Origin of the sequence: Runella limosa DSM 17973 (genome assembly GCF_000482465.1) — a bacterium.
Taxonomy (GTDB): Bacteria; Bacteroidota; Bacteroidia; order Cytophagales; family Spirosomataceae; genus Runella; species Runella limosa.
Genome location: NZ_KI519427.1, coordinates 231537 through 256294, shown reverse-complemented (window position 1 = coordinate 256294; position 24758 = coordinate 231537). Strand labels below are relative to the sequence as shown.

At 37.4% G+C, this 24758-nt stretch carries 21 protein-coding genes; 18 read left to right on the top strand and 3 right to left on the bottom strand.

The features are described 5' to 3' along the window. Positions 1–54: 54 nt before the first annotated feature. The 17 genes from K339_RS0127315 (at position 55) to K339_RS0127230 (ending at position 21936) form a co-directional block, all read left to right on the top strand. Positions 55–1116, top strand: a complete 1062-nt coding sequence (locus K339_RS0127315; RefSeq protein WP_028526442.1) for a glycosyltransferase — start codon at positions 55–57, stop codon at positions 1114–1116. 188 nt (positions 1117–1304) lie between these two features. Further along, positions 1305–3677 carry an SLBB domain-containing protein gene (locus K339_RS0127310; RefSeq protein ID WP_037302005.1) on the top strand — a complete coding sequence of 791 codons (2373 nt, stop codon included), beginning with the start codon at positions 1305–1307 and terminating at the stop codon, positions 3675–3677. 33 nt (positions 3678–3710) lie between these two features. Continuing rightward, entirely contained in the window at positions 3711–4784 is a 1074-nt protein-coding gene (locus K339_RS0127305) for a GNVR domain-containing protein (protein ID WP_028526440.1), read from the top strand. Positions 4785–4792: 8 nt separating this feature from the next. Beyond that, a complete protein-coding gene (locus K339_RS0127300) occupies positions 4793–6310 on the top strand; it encodes an MATE family efflux transporter (protein WP_028526439.1) in 1518 nt (505 codons plus the stop codon). 524 nt (positions 6311–6834) lie between these two features. Then, positions 6835–7632 carry an O-antigen ligase family protein gene (locus tag K339_RS0127290; RefSeq protein WP_028526437.1) on the top strand — a complete coding sequence of 266 codons (798 nt, stop codon included), beginning with the start codon at positions 6835–6837 and terminating at the stop codon, positions 7630–7632. Continuing rightward, complete coding sequence (locus K339_RS0127285; protein ID WP_028526436.1) at positions 7629–8708, top strand: glycosyltransferase; 1080 nt, start codon at positions 7629–7631, stop codon at positions 8706–8708. Before K339_RS0127290 ends, K339_RS0127285 begins: the two co-directional genes overlap by 4 nt. 89 nt (positions 8709–8797) lie before the next feature. Continuing rightward, positions 8798–10291, top strand: coding sequence for an oligosaccharide flippase family protein (locus K339_RS0127280; protein ID WP_028526435.1), 1494 nt, complete (start codon positions 8798–8800; stop codon positions 10289–10291). A gap of 21 nt (positions 10292–10312) precedes the next feature. Further along, positions 10313–11059, top strand: coding sequence for an FkbM family methyltransferase (locus K339_RS0127275; protein ID WP_028526434.1), 747 nt, complete (start codon positions 10313–10315; stop codon positions 11057–11059). Positions 11060–11308: 249 nt separating this feature from the next. Beyond that, complete coding sequence (locus tag K339_RS35015; RefSeq protein WP_064751018.1) at positions 11309–12250, top strand: NAD-dependent epimerase/dehydratase family protein; 942 nt, start codon at positions 11309–11311, stop codon at positions 12248–12250. A 19-nt stretch (positions 12251–12269) separates the two neighbouring features. Then, the gene (locus tag K339_RS36285; protein ID WP_028526433.1) at positions 12270–13424 is read left to right on the top strand and encodes a glycosyltransferase family 4 protein; all 1155 of its coding nucleotides are present in this window, start codon (positions 12270–12272) and stop codon (positions 13422–13424) included. Between the two features lie 40 nt (positions 13425–13464). Next, positions 13465–14979 (top strand): glycosyltransferase family protein, encoded by a 1515-nt coding sequence (locus K339_RS0127260; RefSeq protein WP_028526432.1) that lies wholly within the window; start codon positions 13465–13467, stop codon positions 14977–14979. Next, positions 14955–16358, top strand: a complete 1404-nt coding sequence (locus K339_RS0127255; protein ID WP_229598827.1) for a glycosyltransferase — start codon at positions 14955–14957, stop codon at positions 16356–16358. The genes K339_RS0127260 and K339_RS0127255 overlap by 25 nt, the downstream gene beginning before the upstream one ends. A gap of 6 nt (positions 16359–16364) precedes the next feature. After that, on the top strand, positions 16365–17186 hold the full coding sequence (locus K339_RS0127250) for a class I SAM-dependent methyltransferase (protein ID WP_028526430.1): 822 nt from the start codon (positions 16365–16367) through the stop codon (positions 17184–17186). Between the two features lie 7 nt (positions 17187–17193). Further along, complete coding sequence (locus tag K339_RS0127245; RefSeq protein WP_028526429.1) at positions 17194–18990, top strand: hypothetical protein; 1797 nt, start codon at positions 17194–17196, stop codon at positions 18988–18990. A 12-nt stretch (positions 18991–19002) separates the two neighbouring features. Next, entirely contained in the window at positions 19003–19764 is a 762-nt protein-coding gene (locus K339_RS36280) for a glycosyltransferase family 2 protein (protein ID WP_051398287.1), read from the top strand. Positions 19765–19774: 10 nt separating this feature from the next. Further along, positions 19775–21172: an O-antigen ligase family protein gene (locus K339_RS0127235; protein WP_028526428.1), complete on the top strand. Its 1398-nt coding sequence runs from the start codon at positions 19775–19777 to the stop codon at positions 21170–21172. Further along, on the top strand, positions 21169–21936 hold the full coding sequence (locus tag K339_RS0127230; protein ID WP_028526427.1) for a glycosyltransferase family 2 protein: 768 nt from the start codon (positions 21169–21171) through the stop codon (positions 21934–21936). The genes K339_RS0127235 and K339_RS0127230 overlap by 4 nt, the downstream gene beginning before the upstream one ends. A 78-nt stretch (positions 21937–22014) precedes the next feature. Here the strand turns inward: K339_RS0127230 and K339_RS0127225 are convergent, their stop codons facing one another. Genes K339_RS0127225 through K339_RS0127215 form a run of 3 tightly spaced genes read right to left on the bottom strand, consistent with a single transcriptional unit; the run spans position 22015 to position 23949 of the window. Beyond that, positions 22015–22842, bottom strand: a complete 828-nt coding sequence (locus K339_RS0127225; RefSeq protein WP_037302002.1) for a Ca2+-dependent phosphoinositide-specific phospholipase C — start codon at positions 22840–22842, stop codon at positions 22015–22017. A 37-nt stretch (positions 22843–22879) separates the two neighbouring features. Then, positions 22880–23392 (bottom strand): hypothetical protein, encoded by a 513-nt coding sequence (locus tag K339_RS0127220; protein ID WP_028526425.1) that lies wholly within the window; start codon positions 23390–23392, stop codon positions 22880–22882. 23 nt (positions 23393–23415) lie between these two features. Then, the gene (locus K339_RS0127215) at positions 23416–23949 is read right to left on the bottom strand and encodes a hypothetical protein (protein ID WP_028526424.1); all 534 of its coding nucleotides are present in this window, start codon (positions 23947–23949) and stop codon (positions 23416–23418) included. Between the two features lie 310 nt (positions 23950–24259). On the opposite strand from K339_RS0127215, the gene K339_RS0127210 reads away from it, so the two are divergent. Beyond that, the gene (locus tag K339_RS0127210) at positions 24260–24751 is read left to right on the top strand and encodes a hypothetical protein (protein ID WP_028526423.1); all 492 of its coding nucleotides are present in this window, start codon (positions 24260–24262) and stop codon (positions 24749–24751) included. The last annotated feature ends 7 nt before the right edge of the window (positions 24752–24758 follow it).

Sequence of the window (24758 nt, the reverse complement as noted above, 5' to 3'; positions counted from 1 at the left end):
TAGCAAACAAATTGAACCAATCATAAATATCTATTTTTGCTCTTGTCACTTAAAATGAAAAATAAAATTTTGTTTATTATAACAAAAAGTGAGACTGGCGGAGCTCAAAAATTTGTTGCAGAACAAATAATGGCTCTATATCAAACAAATGAATGGAATTGTATAATAGCTACTAATCAAGATGGTTGGCTTACAAAATCAGTTTCGCAATATATAACCTCTTCTTTTTTAGATAAAAGAATAGAGAAACGCTTTAGTTTTACATACATAACTAATCTTATTCAATTTATAAAGCGGGAACAACCTGACATAGTCATTGCAAATTCGGCTAATGGAGGATTATATGGTCGAATTGCAGGCTTTTTAACAGCGACCAAAGTAATTTACGTTTCCCATGGATGGTCTTCCATATATAATGGAGGGCGCTTTAAAGAAGTCTTTAACTTTGTAGAATATATTCTGTCTTACTTATCTGCTTCTATTCTATGTATTTCAGAAACTGACAAGTTAAAAGCAATTCGGAATATTAACATCCCAATTAATAAAATACAGACAATCCCGAACTCAATATTCCCGATAAAAAGTGATAAAACTTTTATAAAAACGGATTTTGTAACTGTCTGCAGGCTTATCCCCCCTAAACGAGTTGACCTACTTATAGATGCAATGAGCCTTCTCCCTAACTATTCCCTCGACATAGTTGGGAATGGGTATTTATTGCCTGAGTTAAAAAAAAAAGCAAATCAAAAACAATTAAAAAACATAAATTTTTTAGGAGAAATACCTGGTTTTCAAAACTTTGCTAACTATAAAGTTTTCTGCTTAATTTCTGATAGTGAAGGAATGCCTATGTCTGCATTAGAAGCTATGTCATGCGGCCTGCCTCTTATTTTAAGTGATGTGGGTGGTTGTAAAGAACTAATTTACAACAATGGCATATTGGTGTCTAACAATCCAGATGAGATTGCGAGTGCTCTAAAATATGTCGCTACAAATTCTCATGACTTATCAATTGCATCAACTCAATTATTTCACTCAAAGTTTAACCTCAACAACACTATTATAAATTACAGCAAATACTATCAAGAGACTTTAGGCTCTGGCTCAAATATTTGACTTATAGCACTTTACATTTTCTATTTTTAAGATAGCAAACTGGTTTATTTTGGGTTAGTAATCCAACAAAAAATTGCTTACTCCCTAATTTAATCAGTACTAAGTTTGGCAATACAGGGAGTCTTATCTAATTTTGGACTTTGGATTTTTACTTAAGTTTCCAAAATAAAGAACAAACTACAATTTGTATGCATATATCGAAAGTGGCTGTAAAAATTTCATTTCTATGCCTTTTCCTATCTTTTACAAGATTTTCCCTTCTTGCTCAAAGTCAAAAATCGACTTCGACCAGTGTTAATCAACTCTCAGACGACCAAGTCTTAGAATTTTACAAAAAAGCGCAAGCAAGCGGCCTGTCTGAAATGCAAATTGAGCAAGCTGCACTTGAACGCGGTTATACGCTGTCCGATATTGCACGAATGCGGCAGCGAATTTCAGAGGTTCAGAACAAAAAAACCTTAACTGATAAACGAGACCTTTCAGACACAACTACCAAAGCTAATGGTCGAAAACAATTGGGAGATCTCAGCAAACGAGAAATTCTTAAAAAGAAAAAAGAGGAAGAAGATACGGTAAAAGTTAAGCCCAAAAAGCTTGAAATTTTTGGTAGTAAACTTTTTCAAAGCACTGACCTTACATTTGAACCCAACTTACGTATTGCTACTCCCAAGAATTATCAACTTGGACCTGATGACGAACTTGTCATAGATATTTTTGGCAACGCCTCTGACAGTTATCGTTTAAAAGTTAGTCCCGAAGGTACCGTAAAAGTTTTAAATCTCGCGCCTGTCTATGTCAGTGGATTAACAGTAGAAGAAGCAAAGGAGCGTCTTGTCTCTCGCCTACGTCAAGCTTATTCGGGTTTAAATTCGGGGGGAGGCACGTATGCAGTTGTAAATTTGGGCAATATTCGGAGCATACGAGTGAGTATTATCGGTGAAGTTGTAAAGCCTGGCTCCTACACTGTTTCTTCTTTGGCGACCGCTTTCAATGCCTTATATCTATGTGGCGGACCTGATAGCATGGGTACTTATCGCAATATCCGAGTTTTAAGAAACAACAAAGTAGTCCGAACAATTGACCTTTATCAATTCTTGTTAACAGGCGAACAGGCTGACAATATTTTGTTGCAAGACCAAGACATTATTCAAGTCCCGTTTTTTACCAATCGAATTGAATTGGATGGAGAAATTAAACGTCCTGCCATCTACGAGATTAAAGAAAACGAATCACTTGAGCAATTGCTTCAATTTTCTGGTGGATTTACAAGTATGGCCTACAAAGCCTACGTTACAGGCCGTAGGCCAACTGACCGAGAAATCGAGGTTTTAAATATCCCTCAAACAGACTTAAAGAATTTTAAACTTCAAAATGGCGATAGAATCGAAGTAGGAAAAATACTTCTCGATCGTTATCAAAATCGCGTTCAGATTCAAGGAGCCGTATTTCGCCCTGGCGACTATGCTCTTACTCCAGAAACCAAAACATTTGGCCAACTACTGAAAAAAGCGGATGGGCTCAAAGAAAATGCTTTTAGAAACAGAGCTGTTATTTTTCGTGAAAAGGAAAATGGTGAACCACAGGTAGTTTCTGTTGACATTAACAAGATACTAAAAGGAGAAATTCCTGATATTGCACTACAACGCCAAGATAGTATTGTCATCAAAACCATCAAAGAGCTACGTGAAGAAGCATTTGTAACGCTTTTAGGCGAAGCCAATAGCGAAGGAGATGCACCCTACGCAGAAGGCATGACGGTAGCGGATTTAGTACTTATTGGGGGTGGATTTACTGAGGGGGCTATTGGTTCCCGTATTGAAATCGCACGGCGGGTAAAAGAATTAAACTCTGACCGCGACTATAAAGTTGAAATCATACGGTTAGATATTGACCCCAAGCTCAATTTATCTCCTGAAGACGCCAAATTCAAACTACAACCTTTCGATATTGTCTATATCCGAAAAGCACCTAACTATGAAGAGCAACGAAGTGTACACGTGATGGGGGAAGTTAATTATCCAGGTACTTATGCCATTGTCAATACCGATGAAAAAATTTCCAATCTCCTTGAACGTACAGGAGGAATCAAAGCCACTGGTTACCTACCAGGAGCTTTATTTCAACGCAAAGGTGCTCGAATTGGGATAGATATTGCTCAAATTATGAATAACCCTTCAGTAGAAGGAAATATTACGCTCGAAGACGGAGATACACTCATTGTTCCAAAACGCTCTGAAATTGTAACTATTGGAGGAGCGGTCCTTAACCCTTCTTCGATTAATTTTACAAAAGGTTATGATTTTCAAGATTACCTTTCGCAAGCAGGGGGCTATAACGAACGTGCTCAACGTGGTCGGGCTTTTATCACCTATGCCAATGGTTTTACTCAAAGAACTCGTAAGTTTTTGTTCTTTAAAGTATATCCAAAAGTTGAGCCTGGTGCTACTATATACGTACCATTTAAACCAGCAGATGATAAACGTTCAGATATTACCGCACCAGTAATTTTGTCATTTACAAGTACTTTAATTATCGCTCTTGCAACGATTCTTCGTAATTAAAAGAGTACATATATAAAGTTTCTGATTTTACAAATGAACACTAACGAACGCCAACCTATTAAAACATCTACAGATATCGAAATCGGTATCGACGATATAATGTTTTTTTTCAAGACTAACCAGAGATTGATTGCAGCTTGGAGTCTATCCTTAACAATTATTGGAATAATATATGCGCTTTTAGCTCAAAAAGAATTTGAGTCAAAAACTCAATTAATGCCTGAGTTACAGTCTACGAGTGCTTTAGGAAAAATGGGTGGATTAAGTGCTTTAGCAGGGTTAGCAGGGATCGACCTAAACCAAATGAGCACTACAGATGCGGTACGACCAGATTTATATCCCAATATCTTGCAAAGCCTTCCTTTTGCTTTGTACATACTTAAAGAATCTGTATATGTCTCTGAGTATCAAAAAACCATGAAACTTGAAGATTTTTTGTATTTAAAAGAACAATCTCTTATTTCAACACTTATAAATGAGGGAAGTAAAAGCCAAACCACACTTTTAGATCCAAAGAAATCAAGTAAAGCTTATGAACTTACTAAAAATCAGCAAGATTTAGTAACAAATATACAAGAACGGGTTCAGGCTTCATTTGATAGGAAGAGTGGGGTCATTTCAATTAATGTTAAAATGCCGGACCCTGTAGTTGCAGCAACAATTACACAAAGAACTGTCGAATACCTAAAAAACTACGTAACAAGTTATCGTACAGACAAAGCACGAAATCAAGTTAAATTTTTTGAGAACCAAGTGGCCGACGCTAAACGTCGCTACCAAAATGCAGAGTCAAAACTTGCACAATTTAGAGACTTCAATAGGTTTTTAGCACTTCAAACTGCAAAAATTGAAGAACAGCGTTTGCAAGCAGAGTTCTTATTATCTCAAAATTTATACAATAACTTAACTCAGCAATTTGAACAAGCTAAAATAAGAGTAGAAGAAGAAACACCCGTGTTTAAAACTCTGGAGCCTGCTACTATACCTCTAAAAAGAAGTGAACCAAAACGAAGTTTAATTGTTCTAGGATTTGGAATCATTGGCACCATAATTGGGATTATTATTAGTTTATTGAAAAACAATACATTTAAGTTAAAGACTAAATAAACTAATCCATGCATAACCGTCTCCTCATTAATGCATTATCAACGGTTGGGCAGGTAGTCATTTCAGGGCTCACCTATTTCTTGCTATATGGAATTTGGGTTCGTGAACTAGGAGTTAAACAATTAGGAATATGGTCAATTGTATGGACAATTACTTACTTTGCTGCTATGGCAAACGGTGGAATCCCAGTAGGAGTAGTAAAGTTTGTCGCAGAAGCTTACACGAAAGCAAACACAGAAAAAATACGCAGGGTATTGACAATCTCTGTTGGGTTAACAATCATTCTCAATTCTCTTATTTGTTTTTTTTTATATCTTAATGTGAATTGGATTTTCACGCTTTTAATAGATTCATCAAACGATGCTCAAATTGCCATTTCTATTTTTCCAGCATCGTTAATTTCTTTTTGGCTACTCAACATTGCTAATGTCTTTTTATTAGCATTGGATGGTCTTCAAGCAAACTATCTTCGTTCAATTTTAAATATCCTTTCTAGTTTTGTACTATTTATAAGTGCATTTATTTTAAAAAATAATGGCTTAAATGGAATAGCTACTAGCTATATAATTTATACTTCTTTTTTACTAGCTAGTGCGGTAATTTCGCTTATTACACTTCTTAAAACCCCTATAATATTAAGTCTAACCTTTGACTCGATATTATTTTGGGCATTGTTAAAATATTTCACCAAATCACAAATTGGGTTTACTTCTATATTGTTTTATGACCCTATTACTAAATTTTTTCTGGCTAAGTATGGTTCTTTAGAGTCTGTTGGTTTGTATGAAATGGCAAATAGACTGGTATCTCAAGTTCGTACCATGATTGTATCGGCTAATCAAGTAATGATTCCTAAAATAATTGAAACATCTGTCAAATCGACTGGAGACACGAAAGTTCTTTACATTAAAATGTTTAAAACTTTAATAAATATTAGTAGTCCCATTTTCTTTTCGATAATATTCTTTGCTCCGTATATTTCATTAATTTGGATTGGAGAAATTGAGCTTTTTTTTATTGCAAGTTTGTATAGCTTAGTTTTTGGCTGGTATTTTCATACACTAAGTAGTCCTGCATACATAAATAATATGAGCACAGGTGAATTAAAGCAAAACGTAAACCAACATTTGTTAATAGCTACCCTTAATACGGCATTAAGTGCCTTTGGAGGAGTTTTTTTGGGAGAATATGGTATTTTAGTTGCTTGGGCTATAACCTTACTCCTAAGTTCTGTCTTTCTAATATTTTTTTATCAAAAAGAAAAACAAATTAAATTTATTGATTTATTTTTCGATTCATTTTATTACTTCCTCATATTTTCAACTGTTTTAATCACAGGTGGTATCATAGGAAGTTATTTCTTATACAAGAATAGTCATATAACCTGGGTGAATTTTTTATATATTTCGGCATTATTCTACATTTTTCTATGTATTTGGTTTATTAGAAAAGTCCCTATAATTTCCAATATTTGTACAAACTTATTGAATTTATTACCATTAAAAAGAATAGAACGTAAAAAATAACGTACTATATTATTTTCTAAAACGCTATCTTTACAAAATTGAAAAAATATCTTCTATATACTTATTTAATATCAATGCCTTTTACAAGTGCTTTTTGTATAAGTATAACATTTTCTTGGCCTATAATTGTTAGTACAGTTTGTACTTTTTTTATATTATGCTTTTTACTTCTAGGCAAGAAAATATATATATCTAGGCCAACTACAATATCCCTTATTAGTATATTTTTAGTACATATAGTAGTCAGCTTTTTTTACAATAACATATTGAAAACACCAAGCTCCTTTATACTTTCTAAATCCATAAACCACTTATTTGCATATATTACAACATTCATAAATTTTTTTGTAAGTATTTTATTACTATTAAATTTAAATCGAGATCCTACATTTTTTTTTAAAATCCTCAATATTCTCACTTGGATTCTTTTATTTTCCTGCCTATTTGCAATCACAGAATTCATACTAAAAAATGTTTATTCTATAGATTTTGATAGTTATATACCTCACCCTGCTTTTGAACGAATGAGCGCAGTTGCGTTAGGAGATGTGTTTAAATCTATTAGAGCAAGAGGTCTATCTGAAGAACCAGGTCATTTTGCATTTATGATTAATTTATTTTTACCTCTCTCTACCTATTATTTGTTTTTTTCAAATAAATGCAATTTATTATTATATATTAAAATTACATTTATCTTAGTACATATTATCGCTCTTATATTAACATTTAGTACTGCTGCATTCTTTACACTACCAATGGGACTTATTATTTCTTTTGCTTTTTTTTACAAAAATTTAACAAAGTACTTATCCCAAATTATCATATTTTCCATTGTAGTAATAGTTGGGGCTATTATTTTAGACATTTATTTCCCCATACTCACTCAACTTGCCTTTGATATTGATCAAAAAACAAGCAATAGTGCTTCTATGGATGATAGGACTATGAGATTTTTATTATTTCAAACTTATTTTAATAAAGCTCCAATTTTAAATAAAATTCTAGGGTATGGCCCCTCTGGTTATTTACACGTAGGTTTACAACCTGAATCTGAAAGTTTTTTAGTTCTTTATCAAACCTTTATTTTTGAATCAGGTATCTTAGGAATGTCCATTTTTGGCATTTTTCTCTTTAATATTTTAACATATCTAAGAAAGATAATTTTCCCCTTAAATTTCTTTTTATTTTTCTCTTTTGTTCTTGGAATTCTACATTACTTTTTCATAAGCAATTATTGGTATCCATGGTATTGGTTTGTATGTGCCTGCATAATATATGTAAGTACTTTTGACGAATACCGTTCAAGTAGTTATAAAGTATGAAAAAACAAAAAATTTTACATGTTATACATGGATTAACTATAGGTGGAGTTGAGACGGCTATACTATCCTCATTCAATGATCTCAATAATGATTTCGATTACAATGTTTTTTGTATTGGCAATGTTGATACCAGTATTTTAACAACTATTAGGTCTGAAAATTTAAAAAAAATAAAAAAAATAGGGCGAATTAAAGATGTATTTTTTATTCTAAAATTCATAAAAGATAATCCTGATATAATTCTGGTTTCTTCATTGTGGAAAGCTCACGCCATTCATTTCTTCTTTAAGAAAATATATAACTTTCAGAAATCCGTAATTTTTTTACATAGCACACGCTTTGCACACTTATTTGATAAATACTGTACATTACTTAGCTTAAAAATAGCTAATGAAATTTGGGTAGATTCAGACTCAGCTTCCTCTTTTATTAATCCTTTTATTAGTAAACCAATACCTATTATTAAAATTAGTTTTTTATTAAATCACAGCCTTAAAATAAAACCAATTTCTATCATATCAACCCATGTAAAATTTATTTCCTTAGGACGTTTAGCCCCTCTAAAAAGAATCGACTTATCAATTCTTTTTATAAAAGAGCTCAGAAGTAAAGGGATTGATGCATATTTAGACATTTACGGCCCAGATAACGGCTTTCTTAATCAAATACTTTCATTGATAAGACAATCCGACTTAAACAATATTGTTAATTATAAAGGGATTTGTGACATATCCGAAGTCGAATCGACCTTAGCACAATATGATGCTTTTATTTTAATGAGCGATTATGAAGGTATGTCAATTTCTACAGTTCAAGCTATGGAAATAGGCCTTCTATGCTTTTTAAGAAATGTGGGTGAAATTACAAACTATGGTAACAATATGAGTAATTCCATAATTTTACAAAGTGACAAACCACAGCATTGGCAAAAATTCATCAATGACTCTATGGAAGTGCTGTCCAACCAATCTTTACAAAAATCAATATTGATTAAGTCGAAACAAGAATTCAAAGACTTATTGACATATAGTCAAGATATTAAGAAGAATTTTTTTAGACTTATACCCCTTCATTAATAGTTATTTTAGCATTTATTATAATGTTTTTATTTCAAAATTGACTTTTAAAATGCGTTCCTAATAAAGCTAAACAACTTAACTTCAATATGCACAGCCGCCTTTTTATTAATGCAATTTCTTCGGTTGGGCAAGTTATCATTTCTGGACTTACCTACTTTTTGCTGTACGGAATTTGGGTGCGAGAGTTAGGTGTCAAGCAATTAGGAGTTTGGTCGATAGTTTGGACAACCACTTATTTCGCTGCGATGGCAAATAGTGGAGTCCCCGTTGGTATAGTTAAGTTCATTGCAGAAGCCAATATTAACTCAGAAATAAACAAGGCTCGTTCTATTATTACTATGTCAATTGGGATTACAGCTATAATTAATTTGCTAATTTGCTTTGTTTTATATCTTAATGCCTCTTGGCTTTTCCAATTTTTAATATCATCATCAACGGATGCCGCCACCGCAATAGAAATTTTCCCAATTGCATTAATATCTTTTTGGATATTAAATATTTCGAATGTATTTATATTTACATTAGATGGGTTCCAGTTAAACTATTTACGCTCCATTTTAAATATTACAGCAAGTTTATGTTTATTTATCTCTTCGTATTTTTTTTTAAATAAAGGTTTACTGGGTATTGCTATCGCACACACTATTTATGCAATTTTTATTTTAATAGGAAGCATATCTCTAGTAGTTTACTATCTCAAAACACCTTTTATATTAAATATAAGCTTCAACAAAAAATTATTTTTTGATTTTTTAAACTATTCTATTAAATCTCAAATTGCATCTATTACAACCCTTTTATATGACCCCATTACAAAGTTTTTTTTGGCTAAATATAGCTCACTAGATGCTGTAGGATTCTATGAAATGGCTAGTCGCCTCGTAACTCAAATTCGTAGCGTTATTGTTACCGCAAACCAAGTAATGGTCCCAAAAATTGTCGAAACATCAATAAATGCGACGGGTAATTTTCAGCGGCTTTATACAATAATGTTTAAATTATTGGCGATTATTAGTACACCACTCCTTTTCTTTTTTTATTTCTTTGCTCCATTTGTTTCTTTGGTCTGGATTGGTAAAATTGAGACTTTTTTTGTATTAAGTATCTATATCCTGATAATAGGGTGGTACCTCAATACCTTGAGTGTACCCGCTTATATAAGCAATATAGGTGTGGGCCAACTACGCCACAATATTATTCAACATATCACAACTGCCGTTTTAAATGTTATATTTGGAATCGTTGGAGGATATTTTCTTCAAGGCTACGGTGTTGTTAGTGCATGGGCAATGAGCCTAGCTGTCAGTTCAGCTACTTTAATCCATCTTTTCCACCAAAAACACCATTTAGATTTCCATACCCTTCGTTTTGAAGGAGACTATGATTATTTTATATCATTATTTATACTTATTATAGGTTCATCCATCTCCAATTATATTTTATCAAAAGAGTGCTCTCACTGGATGGTTGTATTGGGGTGTTATTGTTTAATTTACATGGGATGGATTGGTTGGATCGTGAAAAATACGCCATTTATTCTTGAAATGCGACGTCGTTTTACCAACTTGCGACTCAAATAACTTTCTTTGAACTATTACCCTATGGCCAGTCTTTCTAATAATTTTCGTAATCAATTTACTGACATAGTACAAGCAGTCTTTCGTGTTTTCGGATTACACCTTCAATATTACAATCCTTCCAATTCTGAAATTGCTTTAGTTGACTATTTATTAGGTAAATATAATATCAAAACCATTGTAGATGTAGGAGCTAACGAAGGTCAATTCGCTCTCAAACTGCTTCAAAAGAATAATTACGCGGGAAAAATCATTTCGTTTGAACCCGTTTCTAGTTCTTTCCAAGTGCTCACTAACAATAGTAGTAAATCTTCTAACTGGATTGTTTTTCAGAGTGCAGTGGGTGATTCAGAAAAGCAACTATCTATTAATATTTCTCAAAATTCCGTAAGCAGTTCTTTATTAAAAGTAAATATGCACACAATAGAAGCGGAAGCAGGAACTGCTGTTGTAAGAAACGAGATAGTAACAATGAATACCTTAGATAGATTACTCAAAAACCAAGAATGGGAAGATAACCTTTGGCTTAAAATTGATGTGCAAGGTTTTGAACGCGAGGTACTAAATGGTGCTATCGAATCCCTTAAACGAGCCAAAGTAGTTCAAATAGAACTCGCAGTAATCCCTTCTTACGAGCAGGGGCCCTACCTTGAAGAAATTATCTCAATGCTTCGTTCGTCAGGGTTTACGTTGTACTCCATTATGAGCGGGTTTCGCAACTACAAAACTGGGCAAATGTATGAAATGGAAGGTTTTTTTGTGCGTTCATAACAAGGATTCATTCTAATTTTCCATTTAAGCCATCTACACCTTAGAGAATTTATCAAAAATAGTGTACACGTATTAACCAACGAAACCCTCCAAAAGTCAATAATATCCAATTCAACTGCTAAATTTGCAAATCAGTTGACCTACACGCAGGACATTATTCAAAATTTAAAGCGGTTATCCACCAATTCTTAGCTTTTGGCAAACCCTGATGAACGTAGGTTAGTACATGCGATACTTTAATATCTTCTAATGAAGCACACAATTCTGGTTACTGGAGGGGCAGGGTTTATCGGGAGTCGGTTGGTAAGAATGCTGTCTGAAAATGGCTTTCAAGTCGTTGTGATTGATAATTTGACCAGTAATCTTCCATTTGTCCAGTTACCAAATGTTATCAATTATAAACTCGACGTCAGGGATGCCACGGCATTAGATGAAATTATTGGGACCCACAAACCTTACTGTATTGTGCATCTAGCGGCCATTCATCACGTCCCTACTTGTGAAATTGAACGTAATTATGCGCTTGAGGTCAACGTCATAGGAACTGAAAATCTCTTGCTTTGCATGGAGAAATACCAGGTTTCAAAATTGGTGTTTGCTTCTACAGGTGCGGTGTATTCACCCGACTTCCCAATCTTGAATGAGGATGAAACGCCCGTTGATCCGTTTGATAATTACTCTTTGTCTAAATTTACAAATGAGAAACAGATCCGCTTTTATCAGCAGCGAACTGAGGCCGATGTTTGCATTGCTCGTTTGTTTAACACCATCGGTGCCAATGACCCTAATGCCCATTTGATTCCTGATATTTTACGACAAATTGACCCCGAAGAAAGCCATGCGGTTGTCAAGCTTGGAAACATAAAAAGCCGTCGTGATTATATTCACGTCGAAGATACAGCCAATTTGCTCATGCTAATGGCCACCTCTGCTCCCAGAAAAGGGTTGAAAGTCTATAACGTTTGTACGTCAGTCGAATATTCAGTCGAAGAAATTGTTCAAAAAATTGGGGTGTTGATGAACAAACCCATTTCAATTGAAATTGACCCTGAGAAAATTAGAAAATACGACCGAATTAGCCAAATTGGCAATAATCAAAAAGTATTGACGGAGTTTAATACTAAACTATTTTTCACCATCGAAGATGCGCTGAAAGATATTTTGGCAAAAATGTACGACTTCCAAACCTAGTCGTCAAAATAAAGATAGAATGGAGTTAGCGAATCGAACACGCATAGGAATATTGTTTACCTACTTTGCTGCCGACTGGATTGGAGGTCATTATTACCTTATCAACATCATCAATTCGTTGAACAGCCTCCCCGACGTGCATCGCCCTCATATTTTTGTCTTTTACGACCATAAAGTTGAAAGTTCGCTCGCTCTTATCTCCTACCCTTACGTTACCTACATTTATCATAAAGCTCCAGCCAACAATTACCTCAATTACGTAAAATCGTGGCTTTCGCGTAAGAATTTTTTCATTGGAGATATTATCGAAAAATATCAGCTCAAAGGTATTTATCCACTCATGGATTTTCCACTGGGGAAACCCGCACTTTCGAGTAAGGTAGTTTCATGGTTCCCTGACTTTCAGCACCGATTTTATCCAGAATATTTCTCCAAAATCAATATTTTTTTTCGCGAACTCCGCGTAAAACGCTTGTTGCAACGCACTCATGCGTTGGTATTGTCAAGCCAAGACGCTTACAATCACCTCAAGCGTTTCTATGACGTTCCCGCCAGCCTGCCCGTTCATATTTTGCGATTTGTTTCGCAAGTTGAGCGTCCGCAGCATTTGTCATTTGACGAAATTACGGCGCTTTATCAAGTTCCAAAACGCTATTTCATCGTTTCTAATCAATTCTATATCCATAAAAATCACTGGGTTGTCCTGAAAGCCCTTGAGCAACTCAAGCAACGTCGAAACGATTTTATCGTTGTTTTTACGGGAAAAGAAGAAGATTACAAAGTCACCAATTTTGTACAAGGACTCAAAGATTTTGTCACCGAAAAAGGGCTGTCAGAGTACGTTCGTTTTCTTGGAGTTATTCCTCGGACACATCAGCTTTACTTAATGAGTCAGTCTATTGCCGTAGTTCAGCCAAGCAAATTTGAAGGTTGGAGTACGGTTGTAGAAGATGCCAAAACGCTTCAAGTTCAGTTAATTTTGTCGGACATTGATGTTCACCAAGAACAAATGCAAGAACGTGGCTTTTATTTTTCTCCCGACGATGTTGACGGATTAATCGCATTAATGGAAGGATTTTTAGACAATTCTATTGCGCCAAAACCAACCTTCGATGATTTTGAACAACGTATTTCAACATTTGCAAATACCTTTGTACAAATCTTTCAAGATTAACTCTTAGATTCGCTTTTTTATCGCCTAAGCTCTTGTATCAATGCCGTTATCCAATTTTCGTAAACTTCTCAACTACCTCATTGTTGGCTTTCCGTTTGCGATACTTTTGGGCTGGTTTTATTTAAAAGTGTATCAATTTCAGTACCTAAACGAAAATTTTGTTGATGGACTGATTGCCCTCCAATTGAGCCGTGGCTGGTTGGAAGGACGCCCTATTTTGTTTGATACCTACTACGGTTCTCACTGGCTTCACCACAATTATTATTTTATATTGTTGACAGGCTTTGTTACTAAGTTTACGGGGCTTTACGGCTTATTTCTTATCTATTTGGGACTTTTAGCTACTTTTTTTCTCAAATTTTACCGTAGTATCCGCACAAGGTACTGGCTTAATGACTGGTTTATTATCATTCTTTTTGGCGTAGGGCCACTTGCCTATCATGTATATTTGGACAACTATGGTTGGCATCCTGAACAATATTTTTTGCCCCTTTTAGGTCTCTTTTCGCTCAGTTTAGCAAGGCGCAAATGGATAGAAGTCGTTTTTTGGGGATTATTGGTTCTTTCAATCAAAGAAACTGCGGTGGTTTTGCTCTGTGGGGTAATGCTATTTGCTTCGGTATTATCAAATCTTCTTCAACATCCGACCCAAAAATGGCCTCGTTATTTTTTTAACCGAAACAACTACCTCATCGTTGTAATTTCAATCGTTGTTTTTGTCGCAGGAATGTGGTGGTTGTCCTACCTCAATGGCTCTCACCCTAGTCGATTAGGCCAAGCTGTTTTGCTCATTCAGAAAAAAGCATCTATCTCAATGACGGTCGTTTACATCGGCTTAGTTGCTTTTTTTTCGAGTGTGTCTTTGGCAGCTGCTTGTTTATTTTTCATTCCGTGGTGGCGGGTTATTCCCCAACCCAAAGTAATCATCGGCGTATTTTTAGGGTTTTGCTTTGTGTTACTCACCGTTTTTTTTGTGGAAGGCATGTTGTATTTCCCCGAACCTAACATGAGCATTCGCTACCCTGCGCGCGTTGGAAGCTGGTGGGCATTTATGATGAGTTGTTACGTTTTTATGACCATTCGGCTGGTCGAAGCCAATCTTCAACCCCATTCCAATCAGCGCGAATGGCTGCTTTGGGCGGGACTTTTTCAGTTTTTTATTACCCCGATGGCCGTAAGCAATGCCTCGTCGATTCACGGTCAGATGTTTAGTATCAAAAAGAATTTCTTGTTTATCCATAACAATCGGCTCGGTACAAAACCCTATGCCCAAAGCCCTGCAAAGGTGCTGTACGAACTAGCCCAAAAACTCCCCAAAGGTTGCGAAATAGTATGCCCCGCTGAGTATGTAGGGATTTTTCAGAATGTATATGCCAATGAATGGAGTTATGATTTGCGCATTTTGACGCGACCATATTTGTATATTTACGAGAAAAAAGACCTTAAAACGAACAAAAAATACATTTTCCCCAAAAAAGAGGGTTATACGACCGTACCGCACCCTCAATTTTTGATTTTAGCAGACGCTGTATGGTACAATCAACACTACAAATGAGTGGCGAAGAACGCGAGAAGTGGATACGACAAAATCGTTACTATTATACCTGCCTCATTCAATATCTTCGATTTGTCATTCCTTCCAATGCCTCTATTTTAGAAATAGGCTGTGGCACGGGGTATTTGCTCGAAAAGCTCCAACCAAGCCGTGGCGTTGGTATTGACTCCTCGAAAGGCATGATTGAATATGCCCGCCAACACCGTGGCCAGCACGACTATTTTCACATGGATGCCGAAGCGCTCGAACTTACCGAAACCTTTGACTATGTGATTATTAGTGACACCATTGGGTACTTTGGCGATGTTCAAAAAGTTTTTCAGGAAGTCCAAAAAGTATGTACGCCTCAAACCCGAGTCATCATTAGTTATACCAATTTTTTTTGGTTGCCGTTGTTGCGTTTTGCCGAAATTATTGGCCTCAAAATGCCCCAAAAACGTCAAAATTGGCTCGATATTAGCGATATAGCTAACTTGTTGACATTGGCAAATTTTGACGTTGTCCGCCAAACCAAAAAAATTATTTTCCCTCGGTATATTCCTTTGGTATCGTGGTTTTTGAACAAATACGTTGGCAATTTACCCCTGTTTAACTTCTTTGGATTGGTCACATTCTTGGTCGCTCGAAGTGTCAAAAAACCGTTCAAAGCCGCCGAAGACATGACCGTAAGCGTGGTGATTCCAGCACGAAATGAGAAGGGTAACATCGAAGCGCTCGTGCAGCGTACGCCTAAAATGGGGAAGGAAACCGAAATAATCTTCGTAGAAGGCAATTCGACCGACGATACTTGGGGGGAAATTCAACGGATTTGCCAAAAATACCAAGGCCAGGTTCCCCTAAAATGGATTCAACAAGAAGGCAAAGGGAAAGGAGATGCCGTTCGGAAAGGATACAGCATAGCTACGGGCGACGTTCTGATGATTTTGGATGCCGACATGACTGTTCCCCCCGAAGATTTACCCAAATTTTTTGAAGCAATCGCAACGGGCAAAGGAGAATACATCAACGGTACTCGACTGGTGTATCCGATGGAAAAAGAAGCCATGCGAACACTTAACCTACTGGGCAACAAGTTTTTTAGCATTGCTTTTTCTTGGCTGTTGGGTCAACGTTTGAAAGACACGCTCTGTGGCACGAAAGTGATGACGCGCGAAAACTACCTCAAACTTGCGGCCAACCGTTCTTATTTTGGTGATTTTGATCCATTCGGCGACTTTGACCTGATTTTTGGAGCAGCGAAACTCAACCTCAAATTTATTGAAGTTCCCATCCGTTATCGGGCACGAACCTACGGCGAAACCAACATTTCTCGTTTCAAACACGGGTGGTTGTTGCTCAAAATGACGTTTTTTGCCCTTAATAAAATCAAATTTCTGTAACGACACATGACTTGGCACGAAACCATCGAATACATCCAGAAAACTCCAGAATTTGCCGAGATTGTAGCCAATACCTACATTCTCCCAGAGTTGGGGGTCAATGTCGAACGGTTTCGTCACAGTGCTGAGTTTCAAGAAACATTACGCTTAATTCGGCATTATTGCCCCCTTCCTAACCCATATCTTTTAGACATCGGCGCTGGCAATGGCATCGCAAGTATTGCTTTTGCGTTGGAAGGCTTTCGGGTTGTTGCCCTTGAACCCGATCCAAGCCCAATGGTGGGAAGTGGGGCTATCAAAACGTTGGTGGCTATTTATGAATTATCAAATGTGCAAATTGTCGAAGCATTTGGTGAAGAATTACCTTTTGAAAATCAGACATTTGACATCGTTTATGGTCGTCAAGTGATGCACCATGCCCATCATTTACCCAAATTTGTGACAGAAGCCGCGCGGGTACTTCTACCAAAAGGACTGCTTTTCACAACCCGTGATCACGTCATTAAAGATGCGTACGACAAACAAATTTTCCTAAAAAAACACCCTTTGCACGGTTTTTATGGAGGAGAAAACGCCTTCCGCCTGACCGAATACCGCGAGGCTTTTGCCAAAGCATCCATGCAAATTTTGGAAGATTTGAGCCCATCTCAGTCGGTCATCAACTACGACCCTTGGAATAAAAAGCGCCTTGCTGACCTTATTGGCAACAAAATAGGTCGTACTTTTGCAACTCAGCAATGGCTTGTCGATATTGGTTGGCAAGCGTTGATGTTCCGACAAGAACGTTTGTCGGGGAAATTGTACAGTTTCATCGCGCGAAAAGAATAAAGCCTCCATGCCCTCCTTCCTGTACCTTGATCACTACTTTTTTTTGACCAACTTTTTGGTTGGGTTGGTGTTTTTTGGAGCAGTTTATGGCTGGGGCTTGGCTTTTGTAGATTTGTTTAGGTTTTATTTCCCTACTCCATTAAAACAAATAATTGCGGCCATTTTAGGCTTTTTAGTTCTAAGCCTTATTATTCAGCTTCTTGCTTTTGGTTTTTGGATAACTCCTCTTTCGCTCAACGTGCTGTATGGGATGCTCGCAGCAGGTCTTGCATATTCGGTAAGTCGCTTTAGTTTTTATTTTAAAACGGCAAAAATTACCTTTTCAACCCCGAAATTGATTTTAGCTGGCGTTGGTTTCATTTGTCTGCTACCCATTTTCTTATACGCCTTATTGCCTTCTACCAAAATTGACGAACTGTTTTATCATCAGTTGGTTGCGCAACGAATTGTAACAGATGGTGGACTTGTCTTTTATCGCCAACCTTGGGAAGCCGCTATTCCACCGCATCTTATTTACAATTTTTCGCAAGTTCCGCTTGTCAGTCTTGGGTTTACCGATGCCCCCAATGTAGCAAGTTTTTGCTTTTTGGGATTATTTCTCTGGTCAATATACCAATGGATGCGTCAAGCAGGCACACCTGTGTTTTGGATAAGCGTAGGTTTATCTTTGTCTTGCTTAGGCATGTATCGCTTGGTTTTTACCTCCGCAGGAAGCCATCATTTTGGGGATTTGGCTGCATTTACAGCCTTTTATCTCTCGCTCAATTTTACTCGACTCTCCAAAACATTATCAGTTAAGAGTCTCCTTAGCGGAATCGGTTTGTTATTGCCTGCGATTCTTGGCGCCAAAATGTCGCTTGCGCCTTATGCTGCGTTGATTGGTTTAGCAGCAATCTTTGAGTTGTATCAACAAAAACAATTTTCTGTTCAGAATCTGCTGCTACTTCTTTGGCCAACACTGATATTTTACCTACCTATCGTCGTCTGGACTTATGCACAAACCCATTCACCTTTTGGATTAATTTTATCCCAGTATTTTGACACCACGCTTATAGACAAGCACTTACTTACTTCAACTTTACAAGCGGAAGTTGTTAATACTCCTACTTTTTTAGAACATACCCAAACGGCACTGCTGCACTTTCCATACCTTGTTTTGGGCGCGTTTGTTATGTTTGGCTGGAGCAATTACCCTTGGCGTGATAAAATCAAAATGTACCTCATCTCCATTTTATTTTTATTGATTTTATACAAATTCGATTTGCTTTACAGCCCACGTTTTTGGGGAAATTTACCGTTGTGTTTTTTCATAGCAACCCTACTTTCTCTGCCAAAATGGGCGATAAAACCAACAAATTTTTACCTCAAAGCAGGTTTAATTTTTGCAGCTGTCCTTCCCTATCTTGGCATGACGTACTTGTATTTGTACAATTTACGGCCTTTCCCATTTACCACAAAGCAGCGTACGCACTTTTACCGCCGTTTTTTGCCATTGTATGACGACTTTCGGGCACTTGACAACGTCCTCCCTAAAAATGCGTGTTTATATACCCAAGAAAGAATAAATCTTGTCCATGCCCCTCGCCGTGTCTTTCGCGATAGCCTTGATATCTGCAATTGTCCATCGGTTTATGCACTAGAATTTAGAAATAAACCATTGTCATTTCCACTTTCAATACAACACAGCAACTATCGCGCTGGCAAAATCATATACCAAAATCCAACATCTGTCATTTCTACATACCGAACCCCAAATAAAAAGCCCAAAACAGAGCACCTGACGGTATATGAACTACGGCCATAAAGTAAGCAAAGTATGAGTGTTCCTACCCAAACCACAAATCCACGCATAAGTATTGTCACCGTTTGCCTCAATGCCGCGGCACATTTGACGACCACCATTCAGAGTGTTGTGAATCAAACGTACCTAAATATTGAGTATATCGTTATTGATGGACAATCGGCAGATGGGACCTTGGATATACTTAAAAAGTACGAACGGAGCATTTCAAAATGGGTCAGCGAAAAAGACAAGGGAATTTATGATGCAATGAACAAAGGCATACAAATGAGTACAGGCGATGCCATCTTGCTATTAAATGCTGGGGATTTTCTTCAACCCAACGCCATTGAAGAAATGGTGCAAAGAGCTCAGGGAAACGTACATAACAAAATCATTTGCTGCGACTGGGTCGTATTTTTTTTAGATTCTACCAAAAAGATACACCGCCAAGCTGAATTTAATTTTAACCGAAAAAATGGTATTTGTCACCAAGGGACACTCATTGGCCGCGAGATTTACCGTACTTTTGGGGGCTACGACACGTCCTATCGGTATGTAGCTGACTATGAATTTTACCTAAGAGTGTGGACCATCACCCCAAACGTCTTTGTCCGTACTCCACAATACTTAGCCAACTTTATGTTTGAGGGTTTTACCACCAAAGGGATACGGAAAAGTAATATTGAACGTTGGAAAGTAATAGAACGGTACTTTTCGTGGCAAGAATCATGGTATCTACGTTTGACTACTATGGCCGCCATCATGGTCCGAACGTTGAAAGCTGTGAATAGTTAAACTTCTGTTAATGAGAGAACTGCTTTACCAACTAACTTATTTACGGACGCAACTGACACAATTAGAAAAACTATTTGTGTGGGCAATTCTCTTCGTTTCAGTCGATGGCTTTCCACTTTTACCACTTAACAACGAAAACAGGCCACTTTCCACTGTTATTCTATTAGTTTATTGGGGGTTACAAAAGCTCAAGTCTAAGAGCATTTCGGTATTTGAAATACGGTTATGGTTAGGGCTCTTGGTGCTTCTACTATTTACCTTTGCAAAAGCTTACTTTGTTTACCACGATTACAGGGGGCTACTCAAGTTTTGTATCACAGGCACGCTGTCAGTGATTACGATTACTACTTGCCGCCATTTTTTGAAGGGTTTGCTCGAACGTTTTTCAACCACTGAAGTTATTCGACTCCTGACCTATAGCCTCATTTTATCTTCTGTTCTTCCAATTGGTATTGGTTTTATTCAGTTTTTTGCCATTCAAGGGCTGCTACCTATGCCCATTGCCAATTTATTTACCAGTTTATTCAGCTATCGCCCCTTACTCGACCGTCCGCAACTTACCACTACCGAAGCCTCCCACGCGGCAACGTATGTGCTAATCGTACTCTTTTGGGTCTATTCGTTTTATCACGACAACCCTCCCTTTCGACGTATCTATCTAACCGTTTTATTTGTGTTATTTTTGTTGATAAGCTCGTCGATTGGATACGTAGCATTTATCGGTAGTCTCCTTATTTATTGGTTATTTTGTACAAAAGTCAATTTTCGTAGGGTGTTTTCCAACGTAGGGGTTGGTCTTGTTTTTATTGGATTGGCCTATTCACTTAGAGAGTATTTTCTTATCGAATACACGCTTCATCACCTCAGCATCGTAGGCGATTTGCTAAGTAGCTTTAGTGCCGATAGGCTCACTTACTGGCTACAAGAAGATTATTCTTTTCTTGAACGTTTTGGGACTCCGTTACTTGGTTTTCTATCACTCTATGATTCTTCTTTTTTGGGAATTGGCGGAGAAAGTTTCTATTACATTTTCCCACAACTGATGTCCGACTACTTCCCAAATATGCTCACCAATCCACTATTATCTGAAAGGATGCAGTTGGATGCCCATTTTACTGTTAAATTTTTACCCGCCAAGATTGCCTCCGAATTCGGTATTTGGGGATTTTTGTTATTTATGTGGTTTTATGTTTCTACTTTCAATAAAATTAACCATTTTCAAAAAGAATTTAATAATCCTACCTACCGTGGATTATGCCTTTGTTTTATTTATACAATGATTAGTACGTATATGTGTAGCTACTTCAATTTCATCGTCATTTTAGTATTTGTTGTTACGCCTTACTTATATTTTGATGATTTTGAAGCTGTAATCCATAACAACCCTACCCTACCTCTTGACCAATGATTTCTATCATTACAGCAGCTTATAACTGTGAAAAATACTTAGGACAAGCCATTGACTCCGTCATTGCCCAAACATTTCAAGATTGGGAAATGCTGATTGTCGATGACGTATCGACCGACCGAACAAGTGAAATTGCCCAAAAATACGCCAAAAACGACCCCCGAATCAGGCTTATTTACAGTCATCAGAAATTATACTCAGCAGGGGCGCGCAACTTAGGCACCCAACATGCCTCTGGTAACTATATTGCTTTTTTAGATGCTGATGACTGCTGGCTACCCCAAAAATTGGAAATTCAGTATGAGTTCATGCAAAAAAATAACCATGCCTTGAGCGTCACTTCTTATCAGACGTTTAACCACGAAGGCCAGATTCATCCTCACATTCTGAAAGTGAAACCAGTAATAAAATACCACGATTTTTTTTATTCTAACCCCATCGGCTGCCTGACAGTCATGTACGATAGAAAAAAAGTAGGTGATTTGTTTTTTCCCACCGATATTTTTTTTCAAGAAGACTATGTGCTGTGGACCAAAACTGTGCAACAAACAAAGTATCATTTTTACGGCATCGACATTCCTTTGGCTTTCTATCGTTTACATCCTCACAACAAATCATGGAATAAATGGAAAGTAGCGCAGTACCATTGGGCAACCGTTTATCGACGTTGTTTTAACTGGAATTTTTTTCAAAAGCTGTACTATTTTACATTTTACATCACAATCAATCTGCGAAAATACTATTACCTGCGCCCTTTGAAATAAGCACTGGAAGTCAATAGACGCCAAAAGCGACTTGAAATCTCTCCAAGTCGCTTTTGGCAAACGGTTAACTATTACTTACTACAGATGCGTTTGTGCCGCATATAAATCCCGTGGTGATACCTCCGCCCAAGAGGAATCTGACACTTTGTCGGTCGCTAAAATATTAGCACCCATGCCCATTGCCTTGTCCCAATCGCCCTCACTGTCCACGTCATAGACTCGAATCAAGATTTTTTTCTGCATCAAATCATTAAAATCAGCTTGTTTTCCACTGCCTGACTTTACGTTATAGACTACCCTTGAATTTGGGACAGTCAGCTGGTCTGCATTGTCACAATCGGCAAAACAAATGCGCTGCGAACGGTTGTTTCGATAATAGACTTTCTTCCAATCTTCGTTACCACTCAGACAAAAAATAAAATGATTTTTTAACGAGCCAAGGGTTGGCCAGCCTTGTGCCTGTACTACATCTGAGAGTTTGTTGGAATCTGTTAAGCCTGGAAAAAGGTCATGTGGCGTTTTTATTAATCCACGCCCAAAATAGGTTGTCAGATAGCTATCTATCTCATCTGGAAAAAGCCCTTCATCACCTCCGTCACTTTTGATGTCGAGCATCACCCAAATTACATCGTGGTCAGGGTTTTGGGTATGCCAATCTGATAACTGATCCAAATAAACAGATAATTTTGGTCCTCCATTCGTCGCATGATTCACGGTAAAATACCCATCGTTCATCGAATCACTTGAGTGTCGCCAAATGTCCAGTTCTATCCCTCTACATCCACATTGATAGATGGGAGATTTCAAGGTGAGTTGTTCTGAAAGGCTTTCCTTCCGATCGTAAGAATTGTGCGAGGCTTTAAACACCACGTTTTGAAACGGGGTACTGTCTTGTAAACTTGCCATAACGTTGAGTAAAGATAAAAATGAAACCAATTGATAATTAAACACTAACTGCCGCCGCCATGCTGTAAAGATTCACTTTGGCAATGTGTGGAATTTTTTTGCGACCATCTGTACTTCCATTAATACCGTAATCATCTTTGATGTGCGCTTGGATTTGGTCGTGGATTTGGTCGGGAATATCACCTGTTGTAATAACGTCGGTTTGGATAGGGTCTTCATTTTTCATTTGTACAAACGCCTGGGCATAACAAATCACTCCTACGGCATTATAACAAGCCATCAAAATCAAGTGATCATCTTGGTTTTCACCCCGAATATGGTCGATTTTGGTAGAAACTAACATTCCAGAATTGCCTTCCATCGTGGTCAATTCTTGGCGCCACGTACGGTAGTTGTGGTCATCGTCGTACGAATATTCTACCACCAAGTTAAAATCAGAATCGTCTTTGGAGTCCTTGTAAAACCAGCCATTGTTGGTGCTGCTATGTTTTACATCTACGTCATCGTAGGTATCTAAAGTCGAGCTAAAGGTATTATAGTTGAAGTTCATGACAATAGGAAGTTAAGGGTGAATTAAACAGATACCGAATTGGTGAGACGAATGATACTGTGACAAACCACAGGGATGAAGTACATACGTCCTCCGTTGTCGCTCCATTTCACCACAATTTTGGAAATATCGTTGTACGCTTTGCAACATACGTCGAATACTTCTTTTGTTCCTTCAGCTACTTCTTCCGAAATTCCTGCTGTTTCAAATGCACCCAGTAAACCCGCTACGTCAAAGGCAATATCGACGGCCTTGATGAGGGTTTCTGGAATTTGATACCCGTCATTTCCAGCTTCCCACGTGTAACTTACGCTCGACAAATGGGCTTTGTCGTCATAATTGAGAACAAGTATAACGTGGTCGTCGGTGGCACCTCCCCTGATGTGGTCAAGCTGAACCGTCATTTGCATCGTCGTTGAGGTTTTAACGACATTGGTTGGATAATAAACCCGATAGTTTGAGTCTTCCACTTTGTACTCAATTGCGGTGCCGTCCTTGGTTTCTTCGCAATCAGGATAAAACGACCGAAAAGTGGTCTTGTTAAATGTGTAGTTCATAACGTGAAAAGTTTAATGTTTAGAATTCTGAAGAGTTTTTCATAACGTTGGGTAAATCTTTGTTGAGAATTGACCTTAGCCTATGTTGTGTAAGCCGTTACAAAATTGAAAAACATCTGCCGCCTCCGTATCCGTTAAAATACCCTTTTTTCAAAACAGGCATTTTGTCCTGTGCCAACCCCGTAATTTTACCTATTAGTACAAAACAGGCATTTTTACCTGTAATTCTAGCTGGGGAAGCCGCTAGATTTGTACGTTTTCTTTATATTTAGATTTTTCAATCAATCATCCCTCAACTTTAAAAAAACTCATGAGTACGCACGTAACCAAAGACCAAGAAAACGAATGGCAATCAGTAGCAGTGCCCCTAGCCGACGCCCAGTCGTGGGTATCAAACTGGATCAATGCTAACCCTGCCAATGACCCTGATTTTAAACCTTCAGACATACGCGCATTTGTAGTTCGTCGCGCCGATTTTGTAGAAACACTAGCACAGCCAGATACAGAGTACGCTCGTATTTACATTGGTCTAAAGCCAAATCCTGATACAAAACTTGGCTATGAACCTTGTATTGTGATTGCGAGTGCCGCAGTGAAAGGAACAATCATCAAGGATTATGATGGGGATGACAAAGACGATATTGTCGATTTGATTGGTGAGCAAACTGTCTATGACATAGCCACAGGAAAAGAAATAAAGGGCGATTATCAAGTATTTGACGTAAGCCGCCCTTGTCCGCCTATCTGTGACCCCAAAAGTCCGCTTTTTATGCCAGCCCCAGATGGGTCATCTTGCGATTAAAAATTAA